This is a genomic window from Allosediminivita pacifica, assembly GCF_003054175.1.
Lineage (GTDB): Bacteria > Pseudomonadota > Alphaproteobacteria > Rhodobacterales > Rhodobacteraceae > Allosediminivita > Allosediminivita pacifica.
In genome coordinates this window covers 1-18,337 of record NZ_QBKN01000007.1, presented here as the reverse complement: position 1 = coordinate 18,337, position 18,337 = coordinate 1, and the positions used below count along the sequence as shown (strand labels likewise).

Below are 18,337 nucleotides of genomic sequence, written 5' to 3'. Positions count from 1 at the left end.
GCTCCCCGGTGGCTGGATCAGGGCGCGGTCATACGCGGGGTGAGGCTGAAAGAAAAGGGGCCGAAGACAGCCATGCACGCGCAATACGGCCTATTCTGCGGCTCTGGCTCAGGCGGGAGGGCCCTCTGCGGTCCAGTGTTCGCCCATGGCGACGATGCAGGAGCGGCCCGAGGCGTAGGTGATGACCATGGTCCAGTCGCCGCCCTCGTTGGCCCAGATCTCGACCAGCTCCTCGGGGGCGCGCAAGCCGGTGGCCCGTCGGCTGCCGCCGTACTGCCGCGACAGCTTCTGCGTCATCTGCTGCGTGGGGGCGCAGACGACCTCGGCAATCGGGCTTTGGGCCCGAAGGGGCAGGGGCAGCAGCATCAGGCAGGCGGCGGCGAGGCGGATCATGAAGGGGAATGTAACAAATATATGACGTCCGGGTAAGGTATTCCGGACAACGGGCCCCCGATGGCTCACGTTGCCGTAAGGGCATCTTCCCCGATTGCGGCGGCTCGCGCATTCTCGTGGTGTCGTCAGTCCCACGAGGAGCCCCGCCATGACCGCCCCGACCCGTCGCAAGCTGCTGCTCGCCGGCCTTGCCGCGCCCGCCCTGCTGACCTCGCGCCCCCTGCTGGCCGCCGAGCCCGAGATCTTCACCCGCCGTGGTGCCGCCATAGGTGGTACGGACACCGTGGCCTACTTTGCCGGGGACGGCCCCGTGCCGGGCCAGAAGGCGCACAAGGTCGAGTGGCGCGGCGCCGAATGGCACTTCGCCGACCCCGCGAATGCCGAAACCTTCGCCGCCGATCCGACCGCCCATGCGCCGCAGTTCGGCGGATACTGCGCCTACGCGCTGTCGAAGGGATCGCTTGCGCCAAGCGTGCCCGAGGCCTGGACGCTGCACCGCGACCAGCTCTTCCTCAACGCCAGCCTGCGGGCGCGCGAACTCTGGCTCGAGGACATGGAGGCCAACATCGCCAAGGCGCGTGAGTACTGGCCGGGCATCCTGGGCTGAACTGCCCCCCGATCCGGCAATTTCCGGGGGCTGGTGACGTTCCCGGCACCGAAATCCGCGAATCCGTTGTATCCTTGGGGTGCCTGCGGGCCACGGTATTGACCCGTGCACGAACCGTTTCACCGGGCGGAAGGGGAGGTCGCCCGACCTTGGCATCAAACGCCGGAGGACCTCCCCGTGACGAAAATCCTAGCTATGATGAGCCTCTACTACTTTTGCGAGGCTTCCGCCGCCGAGCGCATGCTGCCCCTGGACGAGGCGATGGCCTGCGCGCAGCTCTACGACAGCATCAAGATCGCCTTCCTCGACGAGCCGGCGGCCCCGACCGGTACGCCCGAGAGGATCGCGCAGAACCGGCTGGGCTACCGTGGCTTCAAGGCATGGGAAGCCGCGCATCCCGACCTGGTTGCGACGCTCCGGGCCAGCGCACGCAGGCAGCTTGGCCACTGAAACGGCCTGTTTCCGTGTTTCCCGATTGTCCACAGAATGGGTATATATCGCTATATTGTCGGCCCCACGCCCAAGTTCAGCCCAACTTGATGACGATACCCGCTCGGAGCGAGAATGCCCGAAGGAGACATGAATGGATCGTCTGACCGAGATGGAGGCCTTTGCCACGGTCGTGGATCAGGGCGGATTTACCGACGCCGCCAAGAAGATGGGCATCTCGAAGTCCGCCGTCTCCAAGCATGTCTCCAGCCTCGAAGCGCGCCTCGGGGCGCGCCTGCTGAACCGGACCACCCGCCGCGTGAGCCCGACCGAAATCGGCCTTGCCTACTACGACCGCGCCCGCCGCGTGCTCAACGACGCCGGAGAGGCGGACGCGCTCGTGACCTCGATGCAGTCGGCGCCCTCGGGGCTGCTGCGCATCTCGGTCGCGACCGATTTCGGCGTGAATCATCTGAGCCCGGTGCTGGGCGACTTCCTGTCCGAATATCCGGACATCACCGTGAACATGGTGCTCAACAACCGCTACGTGGAGCTGATTTCCGAGGGCTTCGACATGGCGATCCGGATCGGCGAGCTGGAAGACAGCACGCTGCGCGCCCGCAAGTTGACCGAGACGACCAAGCGCATGATCGCCGCGCCGAGCTATTTCCAGAAATTCGGCCGCCCGCAGCGCATCGACGATCTGAATGAGCACAAGCTGCTGCATTATTCGAACCAGTCCTCGGGCAATGTCTGGAAGCTGACCGCGCCTTCGGGCGAAAAGCGGCAGGTGCGCACGGCGGGCTGGCTGACGGTCAACGACGGGCAGTCGCTGCTGAACGCCTGCATCGCGGGGCTCGGCATCGCCTACCTGCCGTCCTACCTCTACTACGACGCCATGCGGAAAGGGCTTGTCGAGGACGTGATCCCCGACCTGCCGGTCGAGACGCAGGGCATCTACGCCGTCTACCCGCCGGGCCGCTTCACGCAGCCCAAGGTGCGGGCCTTCATAGATTTCCTCGTGCACGCCTTCGCGGAGAAGGGGCCCTACAACTGGACCTCTGTTGCCGAGGAGGCCTGACCCGCACGACGGTCCGCGTGTTTCCCCAGCCTGGTCCCTATTCAGGCAACTGCGCCTCCGGTCACGGCCGGGGGCGATTTTCGTTTGTGGACGGGCATTTATGCGGAGGCGCCGGGCTACTCGGCCCGCACCAGAACCGCCTCGATACGCCGGTTCGCCTCGCGGCCCGCTTCGGTCCGGTTACCGGTGCGCGGGGCGAGGTAGCCGACGCCCTCGGCGCTGATGCGTGCGGAGGGAATGCCGTGCCGGTCGCGGAGGTAGTCGACGGCGGCCTGCGCGCGGCGGCGCGACAGGTCCCGGTTCACGGCGAGCGACCCGGTGGTGTCGGTATGGCCGACAAAGGCGATCTCGGCGCCGGGCCGGTCCTGCAGGTACTCGGCCAGTGCATCGAGCGAGGCGATGGACCCGCCTCCGAGCCCTGCGGCCCCGCTGGCGAAATCGAGATCGGAAAGCACCACATGCCCGTCGTCGAGAAGCCGCTGAAGGACTTCCCCCTCGCCCGCCTCGGGCACGACAGGGGGCGCCTCGGTTTCCGCGGTGACGGCGTCGGGCGCCTCTGACGCTTCGCCCGCGGTGATAATCTGCAGCCAGGCGGCATTGTCGGTGCTGCTGGCCAGCACAGTGACGCTGCCGCCCTCGGGGTTGCGCGCCGCAAGAAAGTGGAAGGCGGTCAGGTCCACGAACATCTCGGGCGCGGGCAGCACCTCGATGGCGAAGCGGAAATCGAAACCGCCGCAGTCGCGATCGGCGCAACTGAGCTCGACCTCGTAGCCGGCCTCGGTCAGCTGGCGCCGTATGGGCGCGACGATCTGCAGGGGTGTCAGGCGAGTGGCGTCGATGCGCCAAGCCTCGCGGCGGATCGCGCCCTCGACCGAGCGATGGGGAAGGCCGGCCTCTTCCTGCCAAGGGCCGGTGGGCACGGCGTAGCTGCCGGGATCGGTGACCTCGTCGTAGGTCTGCACGGCGCCGAAGGGCAGTTCGAGCGCCTGGGCCGCGCCCGTCAGAAGCACGAGCAGGCCCGCAAGAGGGCAGGCGAGGCGCGCGCGGATCATGTCGCCCCCGCGCCGGGGTTTGGCAGGATGCGGTAGTGATAGCTGCCGATGTCGGTCATCCCGAGCGATGAATAGAGCGCCTCGGCGCCTGCGTTTTGTTGCGTGTGCAGGCAGGTCATCCATGCCGCGCCCTGCGCCTCGGCCCAAGCGGCGGCGGCGCGCATTATCCAGCCGCCCAGCCCCTTGCCCCGGTGCGCCTGCCGGATCTCGAGCGCGTGCACCATGGCGACATCGCCGTCGAGCGCGCAGAAGGCTGTGCCGGCCGGATGATCGTCGATGCGGCCCAGGATGGCTGTCTTCGGCGTGCTCACCCGCTCCATCACCGCAAGACGATCCGGCCCGATCCCGCCCTCGGCCCAGATCTCTCGCATGATGGCGAGCGGCTCCCAGAGGGTGAAGGTCGTGACGCGGGGGATCTCGCGGTCGGTGAGCTGCCAGACGGGACAGACCCGCAGCCGCGTCACGTCCACGGTCTCGTAGCCGAGGTCTGCGAGGGTACTGTCGAGCGCCTCTTCTCCGGGCCGGAGCATGAAGAGCGGCGCCTGTCCCATGCGGCGCATGGCCTCTTCTGCGGTGGGGATGTCACCGTCGCGCAGTTCGCCCGACAGGGTGGCGGCCGAGACCCGCTTGCCGCCGCCGCGCCCCTCGCGCAGCACCCATGGCCCGGTCGTGACCCTGGCCGCGGTGGGCCATGTCGTGTCGATCGCGTCGAAAAGCCGGGCCTGCGCCAGGGTCATTCCGGGAAGAGCCCCGCGAGCCGCGTCATGGCGGCGTCGATGCGGGCGCCGTCCTCGCCCCGGATCACCACGTTGGCGCCGAAAGCGCCGTCCTTCTGGAAGGGGTAGGAGCCCATCTGCAAATCGGGGAACTCGGCGGCGAGGTCGCGCAACGGCCCTGCGATCTGGCCCTCGCCGCGCATGATCCGCAGGCTTTGCGACAGCAGCGGCGCGCCGCCGGTGAGCGTAGGCAGGACGCTGGCGACCATGGCCTCGAACACGGTGGGCACGCCGGCCATGACGTGCACGTTGCCAATGGTGAAGCCGGGCGCGATGGACACCGGGTTGTCGATCAGCGTGGCGCCGTCGGGAATGCGCGCCATGCGCAGACGCGCCTCGTTGATCTCGGAACCCGTGCGCGCGTAATGCGCCTCGAGCAGCGCGCGGGCGTCGTCGCGGACGTCGACGGGAACGCCGAAGGCCTCGGCCACGCAATCGGCGGTGATGTCGTCATGCGTCGGCCCGATCCCGCCCGAGGTGAAGACGCTGTCGTAGCGGCTGCGCAACTCGTTGATCGCCTGCACGATGGCGGCGGCGCTGTCCGACACGACCCGTGCCTCGCGCAGGTCGATGCCGTGCCGGGTCAGTTCACCGGCCAGGAAGTGCAGGTTGGAATCGCGTGTCCGGCCCGAGAGGATCTCGTTTCCGATCACCAGCATGGCGGCGGTGGGGTTGGGCATGTGCGCTCCTTGAAGGCTGCTTGAAGATCGGTATAGGCGGCGGATCATGCGCTTTCAAACCGATCTGATTCCGGCGCGGCTGATCCGCCGATACAAACGCTTTCTGGCCGACTGCCTGCTGCCCGACGGGCAGGAGGTCACGGCGCACGTGGCGAACCCGGGCTCCATGCTGGGGCTGGCCGAGCCCGGCGCGGCGATCTGGCTGGAGCCCAACGACGACCCCAAGCGCAAGCTCAAGTACGCCTGGCGGCTGGTCGAACACGCAGGCGGCCACTTCACCGGCGTCGACACGGGCGTGCCCAACAAGGTGCTTCGCGCCGCGCTCGAGTCGCATGCGGTGCCGGGGCTGACGGGCTACGACACGGTGCGGCCCGAGGTGAAATACGCCGAAAAGAGCCGCGTCGATTTCCTGCTGGGCGGCGGCCCTCAGGACATCTACGTCGAGGTGAAATCCGTGACGCTCTCGCGGCAGGCGGGGTTTGCGGAGTTTCCCGACAGCGTCACCGCCCGCGGCACCCGCCACCTTGCCGATCTGGCGCAGATGGTGGGCGAGGGGCACCGGGCGGTGATGCTTTACCTTGTCCAGCGCACCGACTGCGCACGCCTGACGCTCGCCGCCGATCTCGACCCGGCCTATGCGGCGGCCTTCAAGGCGGCCCGTGCGGCGGGGGTGGAGGTCATCGCGCTGGGCTGCGCGATCTCGCCCGAGGGGGTGGAGCTGGCCGGGCCCGTGACCTTCGAGGACCCGGCCTGAGGCGTTATTCGGGCCCGACCTGGTAGAGCGTGCGCGCGGGGAAGGGGATCTCGATCCCGTTGGCGTCGAGCGCCTCTTTCACCTTGCGCTTCATGTCGGCCTGATACTGGAAGTGATCGGCGGACGAGACCCAGACTCGCACGAGGAAATCCACCGAGGATTCGCCGAGGTTGTTCACCTGGATGAAGGGCTCGGGCTCGGTCTTCGACCGTTCGTCCGACAGAATCGTGTCGCGGATCACGCGCTCGGCCTCGGCCAGGTTGCTGCCGTAACCGACGCCGAAGGTCCATTCCGCGCGGCGCGTGTCGTAGACCGAGTAGTTGGTGATCACCTGGTTCCAGATCTCGGAGTTCGGCACGATGATGGATTGGACGGCTAATTCTTAAATTACTCTATATAATCAAATGATAAGGTGATCCTCATCTGTACCAAGTACCAAATTCTTACTTGGTGCGGGTCTGATGTGCCTGGAGGATGATCAAGGGATCAGGGCGTGTACCAAGGTCTGGCTGGCCCTTGGTGTCAGCTAGGCGATCAATCACAAACTCCGGCCACGCGTGTCGTAGCCGCTTGAGCAGCTTTGCGCTTGGGTCTGAATGCGGGCCGCCCGTCTCTGAGATGCATTCTAGTAGAGGCCAGGCGCTGCTTGAAGACCTCGACGCGATTTCAATGCGGCGCGCTAGAGCTTTGCTTCAGGGTAGTGCCCCTTAATTTCCGCATTGAAAAAACGACCTAGAGAGTCGGCGGTTATTAGGCGCTCGTACATGAAGGCAGGCACGTTGAAATACTGATAAACCCCGCCATGCCTGAATTGGACTTCGAGCGTCTCTAATTCCGGGTCATAGCCGACCTCTGCCAAGTTGCTGGAAGTTACTGGCTGTCGTTCCATCAATTTCCTCCCTCGTTCTCGCCTTCGTTCTCGCCCACTTCTGGTGGCTTCCACTTTGGATCCTGCGCACGCCATACCGCGACAAGCTCATCATAGTTTTCAGGCCCCCGGGGGCGCTTCCAACTGTCAGCTACAAGCGGGTCTTCGCTGTTTGGGCGACGGTCTTTGGGTGGGAGAGTGACGCGGCAGCGAACTGGAAGTCGCGCAGCCTCGCCGGTTATGATCGCTTCGCCAGTCCTTAGAACCGAGAGGCTATCGGCAATGCCGCTCAGGTTGTCGGGCAACGCGGCTTGTACCTTGCTGCGGTCAGTAGAGTTGGTGAGGCGCAACGCGACAAAGGTCCCACACTGGGAGAGAATGGTGTCGTCAATTTCCGAAGGACGCTGGCTGACGATCATTGCGCCGATACCAAATTTCCGTCCCTCTTTTGCGATTCTCTGAACCATCTCGCGCGCAGGGTTGTCGGATTCTCGACCAAGATACCGGTGAGCTTCCTCCATAACAACGAGTTGAGGCCGCTTTCGGCCGCCCTCATCGCGCTCGCGACCCCAGAAGAGCGCTTCATAGATAATCGACAGAATCGCCCCGATCAAATCTAGAAGAACCGCGCTAGGAATACCCGACAGATCAAGCACCGTTATCGCCTTCTCGTGGCCGATCCAGCTTTCGAGGAGGGATGGAAGGTCATTCGTTACGTGGCCCGTCAGGTCAGGCTCCCATTCACCGGGCTTGAGCAGGAACTCGAACTGACGATCGAGCATACGTGATCGCATTCGATCGAGCTGCTTGCGGATTCCGAGCACACCGATGTTGTTCTGGTAAGGTGCTGAGTTCGTTGTTGTGTGCGGCTGGTAGGCTGGTTGACGAAGTGTGATCGCATCGCCAGGCTGAATGATCGCCGGCTGTGTCTTGGCCTGATCGAGCCAGGTTTTGACTTCTGGTTCGATCAGCTCGAGCCAGAGGCTACGCAAGCTGTACGGAATAGGGCTGTCGACGGTCATCGAATTCAGATCGACACCAGGCAAATTGTCTGCTTGAGCAATCGCGCTTTTGGCAGCGAAGATCTTGTCGAGTATTGCGGTCGTTGCGCGATCATCCAACTTCCCGCACAGAAAATTGAGTATTTCGGCCGGCCGTAGTGCCCAATACGGAATGACCAGCTGCTTCTCGCCCACTCCGGGTGTGATCCGAAAAATTTCAGCGTTGTCGGCGAGCGCGCTGGCATATTCGCCGTGGATATCGAGTAAGAGGACGCGCGCGCTCGGAAAGCCTGCTCCGTCAGGCGCCGAGATTGACCGCAACAAGCTAGAGACGGTCGTGGACTTGCCCGACCCGGTCGAGCCGAGCACTGCGCTATGGCGCGTGACTAGCTTGTCGAGGTCCAGGCGGACTGGGATGCTCTCGGCGTTAGCAAGTCGCCCGACTATCACTTGTCCGGAAAACTCTGCACCGTAGATCTTGGCCAGATCCTCTTCTGTGACCAGATGCACTTCATCGTTCACGTTCGGATACTGGCTGATGCCTCGCTCAAACGAGGCCTCGACAATCTCGCCAATAAGCTGAACGGTCAGCCATCGTTCGCCGCGGTCTAGCGCATCGACTAGCGTCACCGGTGTAGCACTTGCTCCGACCTCTGATATGATAGCATAAAGATCATGATAACCCTGTGGTATCCGCACAAAGCTGCCGACCTGACCTACCCGGTAGCTTCGTCCTCCGATGATCGCGATACCCGAAGCGACGCCCTCGAACTGACGCACACTTACGGTCGAACCTGCGACAGAGCCGACATGGCCGAGAAGAGTAGGGGCGTTCATTTGGCCTCCGCCGCGGTGGCGGCTGTCGGTAGTGGCGCCTCTGCTGCCAATGCTGCTAGATCCGGTTGTGTCGGAAATGCTTGAACCGATCGTGATGCCGCGAAGAAGCGAGCAAAGGGCTCTATTGCACCGAGCGTGAAGTTTCCTTTGTCGTCCATGTAGGTCGACCTTATCGGCCCCCAATCCTTGCTCGGAAGTTCGGCCGGAGCTTTCCATGCGCCGCGAGTGCCGTTCACCTTGGCCTGGTCACGTGCATAGACGCTAAAGTTAGGCAGACGGCGCGCGAGGTCGCACGCCGGACCCTCTTCATCTAGAATCTTGTACTGGAATGCGAATACGCTGGCGGATGGATTGGCTGCGAGCGCTTCATCGATCCGGGCCGCGATGTGTGCATCGGCAAAAGAAAATCCGATAGAGATGAGTAGCGTGTCGGGGGTGAGCAGAAACGTACGAAGGCGATCGAGCAACGCTGCGTAGGGCGCTTTCTGTGTTTGATCGTATTTCAGGTGTTCGGGGAAGACGAGGTGACTTGCTGAGCTTTGGCCCGTGCGGATCACTTCGCCCTTCGCGCTTGCACGCCAGCCGAGCGATCCATGGAGCTTCCATAGCCGCGTCCAGCGAGCGGGAAGATCGCTGCGCGACACTGAGACGGGGTCGAAGAATGGTTCGCGACCGCCCGTGAAGCCATCGAAGTACGGCGCTCGTACGGATTCGAAGGCTTCTTCGAACAGCAAGTCGTAGTTCGTGGTGAAAATCTCAACAGGATAGTCACGCGTTGCGCCCGTGATCCAATTCACGAGATCTGCATAAGCTGATCCGGTCTCGGGCAATCGGACGTCCACGATCTTGCCTATCTCGGAGCAGATCGCTTCTCCGAAAGTCGCAAAGCCTGGGCCGTCGAGATCGTGGACTTGCGACGAACCAATCACCTGGCTCAGAGAGCGAATCCTCGAAAGGATCGTCTCGATGTCGTGCTGCGCGAGCTCGGCTTTCAGGCCATCAATTTGTTTTTGATAGGTTGGGGCAAGTGTTGTGAGGACTTGGTCCGTGAGCCCCGCAACTGCTGGGATGAGCGGATAGGTGCCATCGGGCTTGGCCATTCCGGCAGAAGCTCCAGCGCCAACTAGCAGCCCGATCCGCTTGCGGCCCTGCGCGACGATCGTCCTAAGCGCCGCCATATACTGATCGGGATTATGAACACTGACAGTCAACTTACGCTCCCTCAACGCTTGCTTCTGCGTCCCTGCATCTAGCTCTGGTTCAATATTCCACGCCCGATCTCACCCGTCTATTGTAATCTCTTGAGAAGGCTATGGTTTCCTAGAAGGATTGGATGTGATCGCGGTTGCGAGCGGCGGAATTTAGTTTGCATACAAAGGAGGCAAGTCTTGCACATGCTCCGGATCTGGCTGCGCCATGATTTTTGCTCTGTCGGGTCTCCATTCGAAAGGACGTCTTGTTGTGTGGATTTGACTAATCTAACTCGGAAAACGGATGCTGTATGATTAACTGCTTTTCAAAGCCGGCGCGGCGCTGAGTTTCCAGTGTATTTTCGTAGCGCTAACTCACGAATCCAATTCTTCGATCATATCCAGTTCGAGGCGGGCATTATTTTCATTGAGACGCCATCGTCTTACGACGTAGAATGCGAGCGCTCTTCGAGTTTTGACCGTAATATGTGTTTCCTCTTGAAATCCGTATTCCCGACGGACAACGCGCGCCTGTGCATCCGAAAGGCTCGAATGCGGACGTATCCACAAACGCACGATGCTGTGCCAATCAGTGTCAAAGGGTAGGGGAGAGGGCCTCTCCCGCGTCTCTGCTTCGGATTGTTTAGTTATTCTTATAGGGAGATAATCCCGGTGCGCGTTGTGTTTGTAACTCCACGCACGGAGATGGATCGCCTCTCCATCGAAATGAAACCGCACCGGACTAATCCACTGCGGGTCCGAGAGGCCGGTTGTCATCGAGGTGTAGGTAATCTGGATGTCTCGCTCAGCCATCATTGCGCGGTAGAGCTGCGAGACGACAGTGTGATCCATCACGCGATTGGGAAGCGGGATGCATGCGCCAAGGGATGTTGTCTTACTATCGAGCAATTCGAAAACCTGTTCCGGGCCGGCGTTAGTCAAAGGACTGTGGTTGCTCGTCGAGAAGTAAGCTTTCTCCGCGGTATCGTAGACCGGCGGCGTACCCGTCAGGGAAAGATAGGTTCGAAAGTCTACGGCAGCCTGTGCCATTGAGATATCAAAACGTTCCATCACGTCACGGCGGTTTGCTTGACCTCTCCAGGTCAGACATTGGTCAAGGAACAAAATTCGCTCGCGTTGCGCGTGTTTGAGGTCTTCCAGGCTCATGTGCCGGTAATACTTGACTCTTGAAGCGAAGTCCATACACTTACTGTACGTATAGAAAGTGGATTGACCTCATGCGAGTACTTCATACGGCAGATCTGCACCTGGGGCGGCAGTTCATGGGGTTGAGCCTTGAGGAGGATCATGAGGTCATCCTTCGCCAGATCCTTGAAACGCTTGTGGTCGAACGGGCCGATGTTCTTGTCATCGCAGGGGACGTTTTTGACCGTGCTTCGCCGCCAAGTTCGTCGATTCGGCAGTTTAATCGCTTCCTCAAGCGCGTAGCAGAGGAGACCGAAGCCGCTGTGGTGATGATCTCTGGAAACCACGACTCTGGCGACCGGATCGAGGCAATGTCTGTCTTTTCCACTGCGTCGCGGGTGCTGGTGCGTGGGATTGCCGACGCGGTCGAAACTCCGCTTGTGCTGCGAGACGAACATGGCGAGATCGCCTTTTCCGCACTACCCTTTTCCTATGAATACGCCGCACGCGAGGTGTTCGGGGATGAAAGCATTAATGCGCCGTCGGAAGTCGTCGCCGCCCAGATCGCTGCGGCGAGGGGGCAGGTGCCTGATGGGGCGCGTTGGGTCGTCGTGGCCCATGCTTTCGTCGCGGGGGGGGCGGTCGGCGAGACCGAGCGCGCCCTGACGCGAGTCGGGGGCATCGAAACTGTTCCCTCCGATGTCTTCGATGGGGCGGACTATGTTGCACTAGGGCATTTGCACAAGCCGCAGGAAGTGGGTGCGAGCCATATTCGTTACTCCGGCGCCCCGCTCGCTTTCGGTTTCGACGAGGCGGGAAGCGAAAAATCCATGACTGTCGTCGATCTGAAAGCTGAAGGGGCCGAGATCCGCACCGTACCGTTCCGACCGATCCGACAGGTGCGCTCGCTTACCGGGGCATTCTCTGATCTTCTGGAAGGAACGCCGTCTGACGATTTTATCCAGGCTATACTGACGGATGAGATTCCTCTGATCGATCCGATGAAGCGTTTGCGCGCGACCTATCCCAATGCTTGCCATCTGGCCTACGCCCGGCAGGAGCGCGCGAGAGAGACCAAAGTGCTCGGCAACGGGCGGGCCGCGGTCACGCCGATCGAGATGATTGGCGATTTCATGACGGTTGTGCGGGGCCGGGAGCCAAACGCCACCGAAGTCGCGATCGTCGCGGAAAAGCTCCACGCAGCCGCCTCAGGGGAGGAGCAGACGTGAGACCCATTCGCCTATCGCTTCAAGCCTTCGGGCCGTTTGCGACAACCGAGGTGGTCGATTTCCGGTCCGCGCTGGAGACGGGTCTGTTCGGAATTTATGGTCAGACTGGCGCGGGAAAATCGACGCTGTTTTCGGCGATGTCCTTCGCGTTGTTCGGGTCACCAACCAAGACCGATCAGGAACCACGTTCACTACGCTCGGATCACGCAGCGTTGGATCTACCTACCGAAGTCGAATTTGTCTTCGAGTTGGGCGCCAAGACCTACCTGATCCGTCGTCGTCCGGCGCAGGAACGTCCAAAGGCACGTGGTGAAGGGACCACTGAGGACGCGGCAGAAGCCTCGTTGTTCGATGTCACAGGGATTCCGGTAGACGCTCTTGGTCCGACTAACTCTGGCCGTGTCATTGCCGAAAAGAAGGTCTCGCTAGTGGGGCAGCAGGTCGAGGCGCTGCTTGGCTACGGGGCAGATCAGTTTCGACAGATTGTGCTCTTACCGCAGGGCAAGTTTGAGACGTTCCTGGCCGCAAAAACGGATGCGCGAGTCGAGATATTACGGGATCTCTTCGACGTGAAGATCTATCGCGATCTCGCCGCACGGCTGAAGGAAGAAGCCTCCGAGGCAGAACGAGCGTTGCGCGACCAGCGCGCCCTCTACGTGGCTCGACTCGAGGAACGTGGCTTCGAGAGCGCCGAAGCGCTGGAACTCGGAATTGCCACAGCCGAAGCCAAAGTCGAAGAAAAGCAGGGTATTCAGCGCGGCGCGGAGATGGCTAACGAAGCCGCGCGCAAAGCTCTGACCGAAGGCGAGCAAATCGAAAAAGCATTTTCTGCTGTCGATACGGCACAGCACGCTGTCGATGATCTAGAAAAGAAAACGGGCGAGGTCGAAGAACTGGCCAAGCGGATTGAGGCTGTCCGGAATGCCTTGCAGGCCCGTTATCTTGAGACGGCTTGGCGGGATGCGGAGCAGGAAAGCCGGAATGCGGTGGAGGCTGTCACGAAGGCCGAGGCGGAACTCAACATCGCCACTGGCGCGAAGGAATTGGCGGAAAAAAAACTTGTTGAGGCACAGTCGGGCGAGGACCGGCGGCAACAAGTTCAAGCTGACCTGACAAGGTTGGAGGCGATCGAGAAGCAGGTCGGGCAGGCAGCGGATCTAAGAAGCACGTTTGACGACGCTGCGAAGGACGAAGCTTCAGCGAAGAAGGCTCTGACCGAGGTCATAGATGCCCGAGAGAAGCTGAAGTCTCAGCGCGATGTGACCGATCTGGCGCTTGATCAAGCGCGAAAGACCGAAACGGTGCGAGGCCAGCTGAACCGTGAGCTGGCCGAGGTCAACCGAGAAAGAGCCAAGGCAGCGGCGCAAGCTAAGGCGCAAGAAGCCGTCGCGGATGCTCAACGAAATGTCGAAGTGGCATCGAACGAACTGGCGACAAGAACCGATGCGGCGCGAGCCGCTGACGCGGCCTTACTTGATGCCGAGGCACGGCTTTCGCGCACGCAAGCGATCATTCTGGCGGAAAAGTTGACCGAAGGGGCGCCATGCCCTGTATGTGGTTCCCATGATCATCCTGCGCCTGCCCATGGTACTCCCGCACAATCTGGTTTGACCGAAGCGTTTCGGAGCGCGCAGGTTCTGGCGAGAACCGCCTCCGAAGCCAGAGTTCGGGCCGAAAGTGAACTCGGCAATTTCCGAAGGCGGCTCGACGAAAAGAAGCAGGCGCTGGAGGAACAGGATCGTCCTGAGCGCACGTTGGCGGAACTCGAGGCTGAAATCGCACGGCTTGAAGGCGACGTCGCCGGGCTTGGAGAGGCGGTCGATCTGGACGCGATGGCGGAGCGGTTGGCTGAACTCAAGCGGAAGGTGATTGAGGCAGAAACCGCCGAGGCTACGGCGCGCACCGCTACGGGAAAGGCCGAGACCGCTCTTGCCGGCGCGCGCGCCAAGCTGGACACAGTGATCGAGGCCCTGCCGGAAGGTCTGCGCACACCCGAGGCGGTTGTCGCGCGAAGGGAGGCTTTGCAGAGAGAGCAAAGGCAACTCTCCGAGGCGCTGGAAGTGGCGACGCAACAGGACCGAGCCGCCAGTGAAGCGCTCACCCGTGCGCAAGAGCAGCTTGAAGCAGCAAAGCGGGCGCGCGACGGGCAGCAGCGGCGCGTGAAAAAGGCGCAAGGCGATTTTGGCGCTCGGCTAGCCGAGGTCGGGCTGGACAAAGCGGGATATGATGCTTGCAAGGCGCATTTTCCGACCCTCGATGCCGACCAGAAGACGGTATCCGATCATCGTGAAGGCCTGATCGCGGCGCGCACGACACTGCAGAACGCCACAGCCGCTTGCGCAGATCGTGAACGCCCGGACCTTGCCCTGCTTCAGCTGGCGTTGGCAGACGCCACCCAGACCTTGAACGCGGCCAACGCTGCACTCGCCACAGCGAGAACGAATCTATCGTCACTGACCAAATTCAAGGAATCGCTTGCCGCGGCTCTGACCGAAACCGAGCGGCTAGAAACCGAGACCGGTCCGCTTCGGGGGCTGGCTGATCTGGCTAACGGCAAGAACGATTTCAAGATGACACTCGAGACCTTCGCGATCGGAGCAATGTTCGACCAGGTTCTCGAGGCGGCGAATATGAGGCTCGACCCTATGACACGTGGTCGCTACCGGCTGACGCGCGGGCTCGAGGCATCTGGCGGTCGCGGCAAGCGTGGGCTCGAAATCGAGGCCTTCGACATCAACACCGGCAAGGCGCGCCCGACAGCAACACTGTCAGGCGGCGAGACCTTTATCGCGGCACTGGCCCTCGCGCTCGGGTTAGCTGATGTGGTCGAGAGCCTTTCGGGCAAGATCCGGATGGACACAATCTTCATCGACGAAGGCTTCGGGAGCCTCGACACCGAAAATGGGGCGGGCACGCTGGATCAAGTGATCCAAGTTCTTGCCGCGCTGACAGAGGGCAGTCGTGCCGTGGGCCTGATATCCCATGTGGGGCTGGTGCAAGAGGCTATTCCACAAGGCTTCTATGTGCGTTCGACCCCAAGCGGCAGCCGGGTCGAGGAAAGGAAGGGGCTGGGATGAAGGACCGTTGGTATTACCGGAAGGCACACACCCGCCGTCTGTCGACTGGGCGCACGGTATCCGTTCGCGGCGGTTGGGCAGTTCGAGGCGATCGTGAAAGCAAGAAGGGCGCATCCTTCAGGCGGACTTGTCCAATATGCGGGGCGCTGATCGTAAGCGTGGGCATGCCCAGAGGAGGGTGGGTCCATTTTGAGGGCGGCAAAGGCCTGACACGTATTAAACATCCGTGCCTGCATCTTGGTGAAGGCCTGAGCAGGCGGCGCGACGAAGACACGCCAGACCTTTTTGAGGCGAGGCTGCCATTTTGAAATGTCACTGAAGAAGCTTGCGAAAAGTCGGCTCCAATCCCACATCTAGTCTCTAGAAGTAAACCAAACACCACATGGAGGATAATATGGCGGTAAATCGTAAAGGAACTTCGACCAAGGTTGCCTCGCTTGCAGCAGACACCCTTTTCAAACCTGGCTCTTCACAGATCGCCCGCAAGCTTGCTGGTTCGGCGTTGTCTCAGTCAAAGACCAATCGGCAAACCGGAGCGAAAATGGAGGACCTCGCGTCAAAGGTACTTCGCAGCGACCGTTATTCTGAAAAGACAAAGACACTTGCCGCTTCGGTATTGTCTCAGTCGAACAAGAAGCGCTGACTGTAGACAGTAGAACAATGGTTTCGGGCTCAAGCGCTACAGGCAGTGTCTCACGCAGGTAGCGCTTTGGGTATATCATGAACAAACATTAAACATTTTGAGTTGAGCAGATGCGGGCATTCATTTCTTATTCTCATAGCGACAAGGCCGCGCTTGATCGGTTGCACGTCCACCTCAAGAACCTTACAAGGGAAGGGCGTATTGAGACCTGGTATGATCGCAACATCTTGGCTGGTGGCGAACTGGACGCTGAGATTGAACGGGAACTAGAGGCTTCCGACCTGTTCCTGCTTCTAGTGAGCCCCGACTTCATCGCATCAGACTACTGTGTCGAGCGCGAAATGAGACGCGCGCTTGAACGCCACGCCGCAGGGACCGCCCGTGTAGTGCCGATCATCGTGGAGGAATGCGATTGGAAAGCGATGAGGGAGTTGCGCCAACTGAAGGCCGTGCCAACGGACGGCAAGGCGATCAGTGCATGGGCCAATCCAAACACCGCTTACCTAAATGTCGTGCAGGAGCTTCGACGCATCATCGAAGCTGAAGCCGTACCAGCAGCTGCGGCGAAAGTAGCCGATGAGCCGTCGGCCACACGCCCCTCGATGGCACGCTACCGCGCAAAGCGGCAGTTCGACCACATCGACAAGGGTGATTTCCGCGATGCTGCCTTCGCCACCTTCAAGGATTACTTCCGACGAGCGATCATCGAAATCGACTCAATCGATGGATTTCGCGGACGTTTTGTTGACAGAAGTGCGACCTCTTTTGGGGCAACAGTTGTCAACAGCGGACATCTAAATGGTACGGCCCATATCTCAGTACACTGCCGTAGCTCGCAGGTCGCTCTGGGCGATATCTACTACTCGTTTAGCGAAAACGCGGGTGACAACACAGCGAATGGCGGTTTCAATATTTCGGCCGATGATTACGAGCAGTTCCTGATTCAAACCATGAACGTCTTCGGCAAAGCTGACGAACGGCTGACTCCAGAGCGAGCGGCTGAGGTGCTCTGGAATGAGTTCATTGGTAACGCAGGTATCAGCTATGACTGAGCGTGTTCATTTCCGATGCAACAATTGTGGGCACCGTTTCGAAGTCGAAGTGCTTGATGAGTACGAACGTCGCGAGGCTCGACGTGAAAAGCGGCCGACTAGCGCGGTGCATTGTCCCGAATGTCACCGTACCGATATTCGGCGGGGCTGGGATTGATCGATCTTCGGGGGGCTGTACATGCGAAGCACGTTGAACGCCAGATCAGCGATAATCGCCGAGGAGCCGAAAGGTGCCTTGTTTCTCCTCAAGAGATACGGTCACCAGGCGATCTTTGGCATTAAGCTTTCTGAACCATTGGAGCAGCCTAACAGCAAGCCGACAGTTCTGCTTTTGAATCCAGACTTCGGGCGCGCGGGCGAAGCCGACTGGCATCGGGTATTCCAGTGGGAAGCGGATGAGTGGTGTGTTTCATTCGGGACGGACTGGATAATCCAGCCCGATTTCGCGACATCTGCGCTGTCTGAGATAAACGACCCGCAGCCAGGGGCATGTCTGACGATCGGCCCCCCGGGCATTCATTTCCGTGCGGCACCTGGCGAAGGATTCCGAGCCAGCTATCGCCATTTCATTCACGTGGATACGTTGGATCTGGTCAAAGATCTCAGCAATTCATCCTTCCATCTTACAGGATACAGAATTTTCCTGAATCGAGAGGATTTGGATAATGGGCGTGCCCCAATCTATCAGCATGGCGTTTAGGTGTGGCTGCCGTTTGCTTTGGTTGGTCAGAGGGCCCTGACAACGACCTTTTGATAAGGCTAGGTATTTCAGCTGGCTCATATTTTCCGCGTAAATGCCTTAATGAAGCGCTCGGCACTTTGCGCGCTCGGCAATGGATGCGCAACGTTCGATGAGGTCGTCGAAACGCTCGGCGTCTTCAAGCAGGAGACCGTCGTGGACCATATGCGCGTAGTCGGCCGCAAGCGCGGTGCGAGCCTCTCCGTTTGGAGCCAGTTGCAGATTGCCGTGAACCGCGGCTTCATAGTCCACGGGTGTTCCGCCGGCCGTCTTCTCCGGGAAGAACATACGCTTGTGCCGCGCGACTGCTGAGGCGAGGTCTCGGTCGGAAATAGCCACATCCGCGATGCCTGCATCGTCGAGGCGTACCAGGTCATGCCAATGGCGCGCGAAGCGCTCCCCGCGGAGCCGTCCCTGGACGCAGAAGACATGGATCGCCGTGGCTTTCTCCCAAAATGTCCGCTCGGCATGCATTACGCGCGGTGTCGCGGTCGGAAAAGTCACGCCCTCAATCAGCCCGTTTGCGTCGCAGGAGACGTCACGCAGGCTCGCCGGTTCGCCCGTCGACCTCGCGCCGAATTCCAGCATGACGCTCGGGGCGACATAGCCGGAGCCAGAAGAGGCAGCTTCGTAATCGATGAAAAGCTTGTCGCCATCTGCCCGTGTCGAGGCGGGGAGCCCTTGCGCGGCAATGGCGTCCTGGATCAAGGGCTGTGTTGTTTCGACGACCCATTTCGGCAATCGATTTCGGACCGCTTTCGACCAGCGCTTTTCCTCACTGCG

General features: G+C 60.9%; 18 protein-coding genes and 1 pseudogene. 9 read left to right on the top strand and 10 right to left on the bottom strand.

Annotation, left to right across the window (positions count from 1 at the left end; all coding sequences use genetic code 11):
* Positions 1-108: 108 nt before the first annotated feature.
* Entirely contained in the window at positions 109-393 is a 285-nt protein-coding gene (locus C8N44_RS06845; protein WP_107975444.1) for a hypothetical protein, read from the bottom strand.
* Positions 394-541: 148 nt separating this feature from the next.
* Here C8N44_RS06845 and C8N44_RS06840 point away from each other — a divergent pair, with 148 nt between their 5' ends.
* From C8N44_RS06840 to C8N44_RS06830, 3 genes are all read left to right on the top strand, one after another.
* Positions 542-1,000 carry a YHS domain-containing (seleno)protein gene (locus C8N44_RS06840; protein WP_107975443.1) on the top strand — a complete coding sequence of 153 codons (459 nt, stop codon included), beginning with the start codon at positions 542-544 and terminating at the stop codon, positions 998-1,000.
* Positions 1,001-1,177: 177 nt separating this feature from the next.
* A complete protein-coding gene (locus tag C8N44_RS06835) occupies positions 1,178-1,450 on the top strand; it encodes a hypothetical protein (protein ID WP_146178814.1) in 273 nt (90 codons plus the stop codon).
* A gap of 133 nt (positions 1,451-1,583) precedes the next feature.
* On the top strand, positions 1,584-2,510 hold the full coding sequence (locus C8N44_RS06830) for a LysR family transcriptional regulator (RefSeq protein WP_107975441.1): 927 nt from the start codon (positions 1,584-1,586) through the stop codon (positions 2,508-2,510).
* 116 nt (positions 2,511-2,626) lie between these two features.
* Here the strand turns inward: C8N44_RS06830 and C8N44_RS06825 are convergent, their stop codons facing one another.
* The 3 genes from C8N44_RS06825 to C8N44_RS06815 are packed head-to-tail and all read right to left on the bottom strand — an operon-like array spanning position 2,627 to position 5,018.
* Positions 2,627-3,562: an OmpA family protein gene (locus tag C8N44_RS06825; protein WP_107975440.1), complete on the bottom strand. Its 936-nt coding sequence runs from the start codon at positions 3,560-3,562 to the stop codon at positions 2,627-2,629.
* Positions 3,559-4,299, bottom strand: a complete 741-nt coding sequence (locus C8N44_RS06820; RefSeq protein ID WP_107975439.1) for a GNAT family N-acetyltransferase — start codon at positions 4,297-4,299, stop codon at positions 3,559-3,561. Before C8N44_RS06820 ends, C8N44_RS06825 begins: the two co-directional genes overlap by 4 nt.
* Positions 4,296-5,018 carry a competence/damage-inducible protein A gene (locus tag C8N44_RS06815; protein ID WP_107975438.1) on the bottom strand — a complete coding sequence of 241 codons (723 nt, stop codon included), beginning with the start codon at positions 5,016-5,018 and terminating at the stop codon, positions 4,296-4,298. The genes C8N44_RS06820 and C8N44_RS06815 overlap by 4 nt, the downstream gene beginning before the upstream one ends.
* Positions 5,019-5,064: 46 nt before the next feature.
* Between C8N44_RS06815 and sfsA the strand changes: the two genes are divergently transcribed.
* The gene (sfsA, locus tag C8N44_RS06810; protein WP_107975437.1) at positions 5,065-5,772 is read left to right on the top strand and encodes a DNA/RNA nuclease SfsA; all 708 of its coding nucleotides are present in this window, start codon (positions 5,065-5,067) and stop codon (positions 5,770-5,772) included.
* A gap of 4 nt (positions 5,773-5,776) precedes the next feature.
* On the opposite strand, the pseudogene C8N44_RS06805 reads toward sfsA, so the two are convergent.
* The 5 genes and pseudogenes from C8N44_RS06805 to C8N44_RS06785 all read right to left on the bottom strand — a co-directional run.
* Positions 5,777-6,136: pseudogene (locus tag C8N44_RS06805) on the bottom strand (mechanosensitive ion channel family protein); the annotation flags it as partial.
* Positions 6,137-6,451: 315 nt separating this feature from the next.
* On the bottom strand, positions 6,452-6,661 hold the full coding sequence (locus tag C8N44_RS06800) for a KTSC domain-containing protein (protein ID WP_107975435.1): 210 nt from the start codon (positions 6,659-6,661) through the stop codon (positions 6,452-6,454).
* A complete protein-coding gene (locus C8N44_RS06795) occupies positions 6,661-8,478 on the bottom strand; it encodes an ATP-binding protein (protein WP_107975434.1) in 1,818 nt (605 codons plus the stop codon). The genes C8N44_RS06800 and C8N44_RS06795 overlap by 1 nt, the downstream gene beginning before the upstream one ends.
* Positions 8,475-9,689 carry an SIR2 family NAD-dependent protein deacylase gene (locus C8N44_RS06790; protein ID WP_107975433.1) on the bottom strand — a complete coding sequence of 405 codons (1,215 nt, stop codon included), beginning with the start codon at positions 9,687-9,689 and terminating at the stop codon, positions 8,475-8,477. Before C8N44_RS06790 ends, C8N44_RS06795 begins: the two co-directional genes overlap by 4 nt.
* A gap of 354 nt (positions 9,690-10,043) precedes the next feature.
* Positions 10,044-10,835, bottom strand: coding sequence for a BrxR family transcriptional regulator (locus C8N44_RS06785; RefSeq protein ID WP_146178813.1), 792 nt, complete (start codon positions 10,833-10,835; stop codon positions 10,044-10,046).
* A 71-nt stretch (positions 10,836-10,906) separates the two neighbouring features.
* On the opposite strand from C8N44_RS06785, the gene C8N44_RS06780 reads away from it, so the two are divergent.
* The 5 genes from C8N44_RS06780 to C8N44_RS23120 all read left to right on the top strand — a co-directional run bounded on the left by C8N44_RS06780 (position 10,907) and on the right by C8N44_RS23120 (position 17,515).
* Complete coding sequence (locus C8N44_RS06780) at positions 10,907-12,043, top strand: exonuclease SbcCD subunit D (protein WP_107975431.1); 1,137 nt, start codon at positions 10,907-10,909, stop codon at positions 12,041-12,043.
* Positions 12,040-15,120: an AAA family ATPase gene (locus C8N44_RS06775; protein ID WP_107975430.1), complete on the top strand. Its 3,081-nt coding sequence runs from the start codon at positions 12,040-12,042 to the stop codon at positions 15,118-15,120. The genes C8N44_RS06780 and C8N44_RS06775 overlap by 4 nt, the downstream gene beginning before the upstream one ends.
* A gap of 382 nt (positions 15,121-15,502) precedes the next feature.
* Entirely contained in the window at positions 15,503-15,763 is a 261-nt protein-coding gene (locus C8N44_RS06770; RefSeq protein ID WP_245412990.1) for a hypothetical protein, read from the top strand.
* A gap of 110 nt (positions 15,764-15,873) precedes the next feature.
* On the top strand, positions 15,874-16,815 hold the full coding sequence (locus C8N44_RS06765) for a toll/interleukin-1 receptor domain-containing protein (protein WP_107975428.1): 942 nt from the start codon (positions 15,874-15,876) through the stop codon (positions 16,813-16,815).
* A 178-nt stretch (positions 16,816-16,993) separates the two neighbouring features.
* A complete protein-coding gene (locus C8N44_RS23120) occupies positions 16,994-17,515 on the top strand; it encodes a hypothetical protein (protein ID WP_158274016.1) in 522 nt (173 codons plus the stop codon).
* Between the two features lie 99 nt (positions 17,516-17,614).
* Here the strand turns inward: C8N44_RS23120 and C8N44_RS06755 are convergent.
* On the bottom strand, positions 17,615-18,337 hold a 723-nt coding region (locus C8N44_RS06755; protein ID WP_107975426.1), incomplete at its 5' end, for a nucleotidyl transferase AbiEii/AbiGii toxin family protein.

What these genes read in the sequence shown, in the direction of transcription:
- C8N44_RS06845 (WP_107975444.1), bottom strand. Translation starts at nt 393, where the DNA reads ATGATCCGCCTCGCCGCCGCCTGCCTGATGCTGCTGCCCCTGCCCCTT.
- C8N44_RS06840 (WP_107975443.1), top strand. Translation starts at nt 542, where the DNA reads ATGACCGCCCCGACCCGTCGCAAGCTGCTGCTCGCCGGCCTTGCCGCG.
- C8N44_RS06830 (WP_107975441.1), top strand. Translation starts at nt 1,584, where the DNA reads ATGGATCGTCTGACCGAGATGGAGGCCTTTGCCACGGTCGTGGATCAG.
- C8N44_RS06825 (WP_107975440.1), bottom strand. Translation starts at nt 3,562, where the DNA reads ATGATCCGCGCGCGCCTCGCCTGCCCTCTTGCGGGCCTGCTCGTGCTT.
- C8N44_RS06820 (WP_107975439.1), bottom strand. Translation starts at nt 4,299, where the DNA reads ATGACCCTGGCGCAGGCCCGGCTTTTCGACGCGATCGACACGACATGG.
- C8N44_RS06815 (WP_107975438.1), bottom strand. Translation starts at nt 5,018, where the DNA reads ATGCCCAACCCCACCGCCGCCATGCTGGTGATCGGAAACGAGATCCTC.
- sfsA (WP_107975437.1), top strand. Translation starts at nt 5,065, where the DNA reads ATGCGCTTTCAAACCGATCTGATTCCGGCGCGGCTGATCCGCCGATAC.
- C8N44_RS06800 (WP_107975435.1), bottom strand. Translation starts at nt 6,661, where the DNA reads ATGGAACGACAGCCAGTAACTTCCAGCAACTTGGCAGAGGTCGGCTAT.
- C8N44_RS06795 (WP_107975434.1), bottom strand. Translation starts at nt 8,478, where the DNA reads ATGAACGCCCCTACTCTTCTCGGCCATGTCGGCTCTGTCGCAGGTTCG.
- C8N44_RS06785 (WP_146178813.1), bottom strand. Translation starts at nt 10,835, where the DNA reads ATGAGCCTGGAAGACCTCAAACACGCGCAACGCGAGCGAATTTTGTTC.
- C8N44_RS06780 (WP_107975431.1), top strand. Translation starts at nt 10,907, where the DNA reads ATGCGAGTACTTCATACGGCAGATCTGCACCTGGGGCGGCAGTTCATG.
- C8N44_RS06770 (WP_245412990.1), top strand. Translation starts at nt 15,503, where the DNA reads ATGGAGGATAATATGGCGGTAAATCGTAAAGGAACTTCGACCAAGGTT.
- C8N44_RS06765 (WP_107975428.1), top strand. Translation starts at nt 15,874, where the DNA reads ATGCGGGCATTCATTTCTTATTCTCATAGCGACAAGGCCGCGCTTGAT.
- C8N44_RS23120 (WP_158274016.1), top strand. Translation starts at nt 16,994, where the DNA reads ATGCGAAGCACGTTGAACGCCAGATCAGCGATAATCGCCGAGGAGCCG.